This window comes from Actinomadura geliboluensis (genome assembly GCF_005889745.1).
GTDB lineage: Bacteria > Actinomycetota > Actinomycetes > Streptosporangiales > Streptosporangiaceae > Spirillospora > Spirillospora geliboluensis.
On the sequence record NZ_VCKZ01000707.1, the window covers coordinates 1 to 1,813 of the forward strand.

Annotated in this window: 3 protein-coding genes; 1 reads left to right on the forward strand and 2 read right to left on the reverse strand. The window is 74.0% G+C overall.

Annotated elements, in window-relative coordinates:
* On the reverse strand, positions 1 to 193 hold a 193-nt coding region (locus ETD96_RS43675; protein WP_205719762.1), incomplete at its 3' end, for a hypothetical protein.
* Between the two features lie 176 nt (positions 194 to 369).
* Between ETD96_RS43675 and ETD96_RS43680 the strand changes: the two genes are divergently transcribed.
* Entirely contained in the window at positions 370 to 1,488 is a 1,119-nt protein-coding gene (locus ETD96_RS43680) for a PP2C family protein-serine/threonine phosphatase (protein ID WP_138642336.1), read from the forward strand.
* 16 nt (positions 1,489 to 1,504) lie between these two features.
* Here ETD96_RS43680 and ETD96_RS43685 read toward each other — a convergent pair.
* Positions 1,505 to 1,813: hypothetical protein (locus tag ETD96_RS43685; RefSeq protein WP_205719763.1), on the reverse strand; the 309-nt coding region annotated here is incomplete at its 5' end.

Below are 1,813 nucleotides of genomic sequence, written 5' to 3' on the forward strand. Positions count from 1 at the left end.
TGGTGGTGCCGCGCTTGCCCTGGCGGCGCCGTTCGTTCTTGGCGGCCTTGGTGCGCCGGGCGGGCTCGGCGGGCTTGCCGGGGCCCGGCCCGGCCGCCGCGGGCGGCGGTTCGGCGCCCTCGGGGCGGGGGCGCGAGACGTCCCGCGCGCGCATCGCCGCGTCGACCGTGATCCGCATGCCGGGCTGGACCATGCGCCCGCTCCTCTCGCCGTGTCTCCGCCCCTCGCCGGGGCTCTGCCTTCACCGGGGCATCATGTGTCCCCGCGGTGACACATACCCAGATAAAACCGTCCTGGACCGTTACAAGGAGTCACCGGTGGCCCGGATACCGACCGTCCGGGGTGATTGCTCGATACAGTGCCGGAGTCATGCTTCAACGACTGGTGCAGCTGCTACCGCCGCGGGTGCGCGCCGTCCTGCGGCGGATCCCCCTGCTCGTGGCGCTGTACCGGTGGGCCCGGCAGGGCAAGCTGACCCGGGAGCGGTACGTCTTCGCCGTGCTCGCGGCCGGTGCGATCGCGATCGGCCTCGCCACCACGAGTGACTCGCGCGGGCTGGCCCCGTCCGGCGCGCTGGTACTGATCGTGCTCGGCGGCGGTCTGCTGCTGAAGGTGCGCAGTCTTCTCGCACTTCTCGGCGTCGTCGTCGCCATGGTGACCTACAACGCCTGGCAGGACGTGGCCGCCATCGGCCCCGGCATGATCGCCACGCTGACCATCACGGCGGTGCTCGCGCTCACCCTGGCTCGGACGCGGCAGCAGCTCGGCGTGCAGGGCCTCCGCGGCGACTCGATGCTGCTGGAGTTGCGCGACCGGCTGCGGCGGCAGGGCGAGATGCCCGAGTTGCCGGACGGCTGGTCCTCGCAGGTCGTGATGCTGCAGGCCGGCGGGTCGTCGTTCGGCGGCGACTTCGTCGTGTCGTCCTGCGACGACGGCAGGCTGGAGGTGGCGCTCGTCGACGTGTCGGGGAAGGGCACCGACGCGGGGACCCGGGCGCTGATGCTGTCGGGCGCGTTCGGCGGGCTGCTTGGATCGGTCCAGACCGACCGCTTCCTGCCCGCCTGCAACGCCTACCTGCAGCGCCAGCGCTGGGACGAGGGCTTCGTCACGGCCGTGCACGTCGTCGTCGACCTGAAGTCGGGGGAGTACACGGTCGAGTCGGCGGGGCACCCGCCCGCGGTGCAGTTCGACGCGAGTCGCGGCGAATGGCGGGTCAGCTCCGCCAAAGGCGTCGTGCTCGGCGTGGTGCCCGACCTGAACTGCGTCCCCGAGCGGGGCACGCTTCGGCCGGGCGACGCGCTCCTCCTCTACACCGACGGGCTGGTGGAGTCGCCCGGCAGCGACCTGGACGCCGGTATCGACCGGCTGCTCGGCGAGGCGGAGCGGCTCGTCCCGCAGGGGTTCGGCAGCGGCGCGCGGGAGCTGGTCGAGACGATGGCGGCGGCCCGCGACGACGACTGCGCGCTCGTCCTGATCTGGCGCACCTGACGACGCACCGGACTGCTCAGCCGCGCTTGTGCCTGCCTTTGTGCCCGGCGTGCCGCGCTTTGTGCTTCGCCCTGTGCGCCCTCGTCGGCACGACCGACGCCGTCGGCGTCGACCGGATGTGGGCGGACGGCGCGGCCGGGGTGTCCCCCCGGCCCTGCGCGAGCCCCGCGATGATGGCGCCGACCAGGACGGTCCCGGCGGCGGCGCCGACGCCCGCCAGGAACCGGGTCCGGGTGGACGAGGCGGTGCCGTCCATGCCGGGCGGCGTGAACGCCCTCGTGTCGGCCCCCGCGCGGTCCGCCGGGCGGGGCCGTCTCGTCGGGGC